Raw genomic sequence first — 5352 nt, forward strand, 5'->3', positions numbered from 1 at the left:
CCGCAATAAAGTTGTACTTGCGGTAACGAACCAGTTCGAACAGCCCCCAGCCCAATGGAAAGGCAAGACCGATCAGCAGGGCCCAGGTGCTGCCCAGATACTCATCTCCGCTGAGCTTCATCAATATGGCGGAGGGAATGATAATGCTGACCAGAAGATCTACCCACGGCCGGGGCTTGTGGGTGGGGTACTCCTTTCCGGTATTTGTCATGTTGGCGACCTGGCTGGGGGTGCGGGAAATCATTATAGGGGCTTCGCGGTTACCGGTTCTGTGAGCCTGCTAACGCGCCACAACCGCAACCCACTCAACCCCATCAATCAGACCGCATCATACCACGGTGCGTTCACTCGCTGCGATTCAGCGTCGGCTCCAGAATCCATTCGGCGCTGTCATTCCAGACGTCCATACGGGTGATCTTGCCGTTACGAACCTCAAAGCGATCCAGATAGCGATTACCGGCAAAGGGTCGGCCGTCGGGCCACTCACCGTATAGGGTGCCGTTGGAGTAAACCACGGTGTAGTCCGGGTGCTCGGTCCAGTCGAAATGGCCCAATGCCTTCTTTACCCAGGCATAGCGGTTACCGTTAAACGCGGTAATGGTTGCGGTGTCAGGCATGGCCCGCCCGCCGGTGAAGGTGATCTGCACATCGGCCGCCATATAGGTGGCGGCCCGTTCCGGGTCGGGAACCATGGAAGCTTCCAGAAAATTGCTAACAATTTTTACGGCTTCGATTTTGTGGCTCATAAGGTGGGTCCTGGTTTGAGACTGTATTCGGGTGTTTTCGCGACTTTTTGGTGCGAAAAAATCCGGGTGGCGCCTGATTGGTGCCTGGTTTACCAATATTTCCAGCGACAAGCCGGTATTTTACTGGCATCTGTTTTGCTAGCAACTTATATGCAAACGCTAGCAACTGGAGAAGGGTAATGTCGATCAAGCGAAAAATGAAGCAATGGCTGGCACCGGTAGGTGCAGCCTGTGTGATGTCACTGGCCACAACCATTCACGCTGCTGAACCATTGAAGGTCGGTCTGGTGGCAGCATTATCCGGGCAGTCGGCCCAGTCCGGCGAGGCCATCACCCGGGGGCTGACAATCGCCATCGAGGAGATCAATGCCAACGGCGGGATTCTTGGCCGGCCGGTGGAGCTGTTGCGTCGCGACGACGAAAGCAACCCCACCCGCGGCCTGCTGGCAGCCCGGGAACTGGTCCAGCGGGAGGAAGTAGCCGTGCTGTTTGGTGGTCTGGATACGCCTGTCTCACTGGCCATCGTGCCGGTGGCCAACCAGATGAAGTTCCCCTTCATGGGTGTCTGGGCAGCGGGTACGCCCATTACCCAGAACGGCGCCAGTGAAAACTATGTGTTCCGGGTGTCCGCAGTGGACGAGTTGGTGGACGAAGCGCTGGTTCAGTACGGTATCAACGAATTCGATATGAAAAAGCCCGGGATGGTGCTGATCAACAATCCCTGGGGTGAATCCAACGAACTGGGTTTCCGCAAGGCGCTGGACAAGCGTGGTATGGAATGGGCCGGTATTGAACGGTTCGAAATGAACGATACCGATGTGGTGCCCCAGCTCAGCCGCCTGAAGAACAACGGTGCTGACGCCCTGTTGATGGTGGCCAACGTGGCGCCATCGGCCCAGGTGGTGCGGTCGCTGGATCGTATGGGCTGGGATGTGCCCATCATCTCTCACTGGGGCCCTGCCGGTGGTCGTTTTACCGAGCTGGCCGGTGACAGTGCCGAGCGCGTTCACTTTATTCAGACTTTCACCTTTGTTGAGGGTGAAGAGGACACCAAAGGCGCGGGTATTCTGGAGGCGCTGAAAGAGCGCTTCCCCGAAATCCAGACGCTGGCAGATGTGACCCCGGCGGTGGGTATTGCCAACGCCTACGACGCCATGCATCTGGCCGCCAAAGCTATCGAAGAGGCGGGCAGTACCGATGGCCCGGCAGTCCGTCAGGGCTTCTACGATATCCGCGACCATGACGGTCTGATCAAATTCTATGAGCAGCCGTTTACGCCGGACCAGCACGATGCCCTGGGTCCGGACGACTATGTGTTCACTCACTTCGTGGATGGCCGGATTATTCCACTGAATCCCTGATCTGCCGTAACAGCCGGCCGGGACAGGGTCCCGGTCGGTGGGAGGAATCACCATGATCACCGCCAGTATTATCAGTGGCCTGGCGATGGGGAGCATGTACGCGCTGCTGGCGCTGGGCTTCCACATCACCTTCATCGTGTCAAAGACCGTCAACTTTGCCCAGGGCAGCGCCATGATGGTCGGCGCGGTGCTGGGCTATGTCTTCTGCATCCGCTGGGGCCTGCCCTGGATTGTCGCTGCAGCCATGACACTGTTCCTCTGTGCGCTCTATGGCCTGGCAGTGGAGCGCTTCCTGGTGCGGCCGTTCCACAGCCGGGGGTCGGAGGCCTGGTTGATGGCAACGGTTGCCGGCGGTCTGCTGGTGGATAATCTGGTGATGTTCAGTTTTGGCAAGGAACCTCGCCGTTTTTCCCTCGCCGCCGTGGACCATCGGCTGGAGGTATTCGGCACCGGGGTCGACCTGATGCAGCTGATCATTCCTCTGGTGGCCGCAGCCATTGTACTGGGTCTGTTTCTGGTCAGCCGCTACACCCGCATCGGCAAGATCCTGGCGGCGTCGGTACAGAATCCCGGCGCTGCACGGATGATGGGTATTCCGGTGAACCGGGTGGTGGCCATCTCCTTTGCGGTCTCGACGGTGTTTGCCGGGATCGCTGGTCTGTTGATCGCGCCCCTGGTCAGTGTCCATTCCGACATGGGTACCCTGTTCGGGCTGAAAGCCTTTGCCGTGGCCATTCTGGGCGGTATTGCCAGCGCCAACGGTGTGGTGATGGCCGGTCTGTTGTTCGGTCTGGCCGAAGCGCTGATCATTGTGCACCTGGGTTCCACCATCGCCCAGATGGTGACCTTTGGTCTGGTGATTGTTGCCCTCGCCCTGCGCCCCAATGGCCTGTTTGGAACCCGGACACTGGTGAAAGTATGAACCTGCGAACCCTTTTTGTACCTGCGACTCTGGTTGTCCTCGGACTGACCGGCGCCACCCTTGCCTTCCTGCTGGACAGCTACTCCCTGCTGGTGCTGACCCTGGTAGCGCTGACCGCAGTGGTGGGTGTTGGCCTCAATATCCTCATCGGACTCAGTGGCCAGATTTCCTTTGGCCATGTGGCCTTCTATGGCATCGGTGCTTACGCCTCGGCATTGCTGACCATTGCCGGGGTGCCCTTTGCCCTGGCGGTACCGATGGCGGGTCTGCTGACCGCCCTTGTCGGTGCCCTGCTGGCAATACCGGCGGTCCGGGTCAGTGGCCCCTACCTGGCCATGGTGACCATCGCCTTTGGCTTTATTATTCATCACGGCATGATGGAGTGGCGCTCAGTGACCGGGGGCGCCAACGGCCTGATGGGTATTCCGTCTCCCGAAATAGGCACGCTGTCTCCTAACGTCGGACTGGCGTTGGTTGCGGTGGCACTGATGGTGGCGGCCTTTGCCTTTTATTACCGGTTGTTTCGCAGTGGCTGGGGCCGGGCCATACGAGCCGTCAAATCCAGCGAAATCGCCGGTCGTTCCATGGGCTTCAATCCGCTGTACACCAAGACTCTGGCGTTTTCGCTGTCTGCCATGTTTGCCGGTATCGCCGGCGCACTGCTGGCGCCTCTGATGATGTTTATCAGCCCGGAGTCGTTCCCGTTCACCCAGTCGATCCTGTTTGTACTGGCGGTGATTGTCGGTGGCGCAGGCACGGTGTTCGGTCCGATGCTGGGTGCGGCGCTGATTGTACTGGTACCTGAGATGCTGTCGTCCATGGCGGAAATGCGATTGCTGTTTTTCGCCGGCGTTTTGCTGGGAGTACTGTGGATTGCACCCCGGGGCATTCTCGGCGCGATCCAGAAACGCTGGGGCCGGACCGAACGCGAAGTGCCGGCCCGTAGCCCCGACCTGGCCCTGTTAAAGCCCTTTCTGACCTGCGACGCCGACGCGCCGGAAGGGCTGCGGGTAAAAGATATCGGTATCCGCTTTGGCGGTGTCCAGGCTGCCGAGAAGGTAAGTTTTACCGCAGCCCCGGGTAGCGTGACCAGCATTATCGGTCCCAACGGTGCGGGTAAAACCACGGTACTCAACATGATCAGCGGCTTCTATGCTCCGGACGCCGGCAGCATCGAGCTGAACAGTCATCTGGAAGGCCTGCCGGCCTGGAAGATCGCCCGTGCCGGGGTCGCCCGGACCTATCAGACCACCCAGCTGTTCACCGAGATGTCGGTGCTGGAAAACCTGCTGGCCGGCATGCAGCGAGGCCGCCTGCAGGACTGCTGGCGGGGCGAGGATGCCAACGAGCGAAAACTGGCCATGAACCTGCTGGCCCTGGTGGGCTACCGGGGCTCGGTTCACACGCCGGCGGAAGATCTGCCCCATGTGGACCGGCGCCTGGTGGAAATTGCCAGAGCCCTGGCCATGCGGCCCCGGGTGCTGCTGCTGGATGAGCCGGCGGCGGGACTCAGCCGGGCCGATACCGATCAGGTGTCACGGTTGCTGAAAACCATTGCCGGTTATGGTATCGCGGTGATTCTGGTGGAGCACGACATGACCATGGTGATGTCGGTGTCTGATCGTATTCTGGTGCTGGATTCAGGGCATCCCATCGCCTGGGGCGAGCCTGATGACGTGCGCGGCAATCCGGACGTGGTTCGTGCCTATCTGGGCAGTACCGAATACCAGGCGCCGCCTCGACCAGAGCCCTGGGACGGCAGCCGGGATGCCACCCTGTTCGTCAAGGATCTGGTCATCGATTACGGTGCTGCCCCGGTGGTCGAAGGTGTCAGCCTGGTGGTAAACCCCGGTGAGCTGATCGCCATTCTGGGAGCCAACGGTGCCGGCAAATCCAGCATTCTGCAGGCCATTGCCGGGCTGCACTCGGCCAGTGGCGGAGAGATCGTGCTTAACAACACCAATATCCAGCGTATGGATGCCAGTACCATTGCCGGCAAGGGCCTGGCCCTGGTGCCCGAGGGTCGTCAGGTGTTTCCGGAGCTGACGGTACGGGACAACCTGATGATGGGGGCCTACAGTCGCGCCGACCAGCATCAGGTTCCCGAGGATATCGAAGCGGTGTTGGAGCGCTTCCCCCGGCTGCGGGATCGTATCGATTCACCGGCGGGGCTGTTGTCCGGTGGCGAACAACAAATGGTGGCCATCGGCCGTGGACTGATGGCAAAACCCGCCATTCTGCTGCTGGATGAGCCTTCCCTGGGCCTTGCACCGGCCATGGTGGCGGAACTCTACGACGCACTGGCGGCCCTGCGGGATGAAGG

At 60.2% G+C, this 5352-nt stretch carries 4 protein-coding genes and 1 pseudogene; 3 read left to right on the forward strand and 2 right to left on the reverse strand.

Going from position 1 to position 5352, the window contains the following annotated elements; genetic code table 11:
- A pseudogene (locus AAC035_RS18230) lies at positions 1-211 on the reverse strand (MFS transporter); the annotation flags it as partial.
- 133 nt (positions 212-344) lie between these two features.
- The gene (locus AAC035_RS18235) at positions 345-746 is read right to left on the reverse strand and encodes a nuclear transport factor 2 family protein (protein WP_339806523.1); all 402 of its coding nucleotides are present in this window, start codon (positions 744-746) and stop codon (positions 345-347) included.
- A 179-nt stretch (positions 747-925) separates the two neighbouring features.
- On the opposite strand from AAC035_RS18235, the gene AAC035_RS18240 reads away from it, so the two are divergent.
- From AAC035_RS18240 to AAC035_RS18250, 3 genes are all read left to right on the forward strand, one after another.
- A complete protein-coding gene (locus tag AAC035_RS18240) occupies positions 926-2107 on the forward strand; it encodes an ABC transporter substrate-binding protein (RefSeq protein WP_339806524.1) in 1182 nt (393 codons plus the stop codon).
- Between the two features lie 52 nt (positions 2108-2159).
- On the forward strand, positions 2160-3029 hold the full coding sequence (locus AAC035_RS18245) for a branched-chain amino acid ABC transporter permease (RefSeq protein WP_339806525.1): 870 nt from the start codon (positions 2160-2162) through the stop codon (positions 3027-3029).
- The coding region (locus tag AAC035_RS18250) for an ATP-binding cassette domain-containing protein (protein ID WP_339806526.1) at positions 3026-5352 on the forward strand (2327 nt) is incomplete at its 3' end. The genes AAC035_RS18245 and AAC035_RS18250, both read left to right, overlap by 4 nt.

Source organism: uncultured Marinobacter sp. (assembly GCF_963974375.1).
GTDB lineage: Bacteria > Pseudomonadota > Gammaproteobacteria > Pseudomonadales > Oleiphilaceae > Marinobacter.

What these genes read in the sequence shown, in the direction of transcription:
- AAC035_RS18235 (WP_339806523.1), bottom strand. Translation starts at nt 746, where the DNA reads ATGAGCCACAAAATCGAAGCCGTAAAAATTGTTAGCAATTTTCTGGAA.
- AAC035_RS18245 (WP_339806525.1), top strand. Translation starts at nt 2,160, where the DNA reads ATGATCACCGCCAGTATTATCAGTGGCCTGGCGATGGGGAGCATGTAC.
- AAC035_RS18240 (WP_339806524.1), top strand. Translation starts at nt 926, where the DNA reads ATGTCGATCAAGCGAAAAATGAAGCAATGGCTGGCACCGGTAGGTGCA.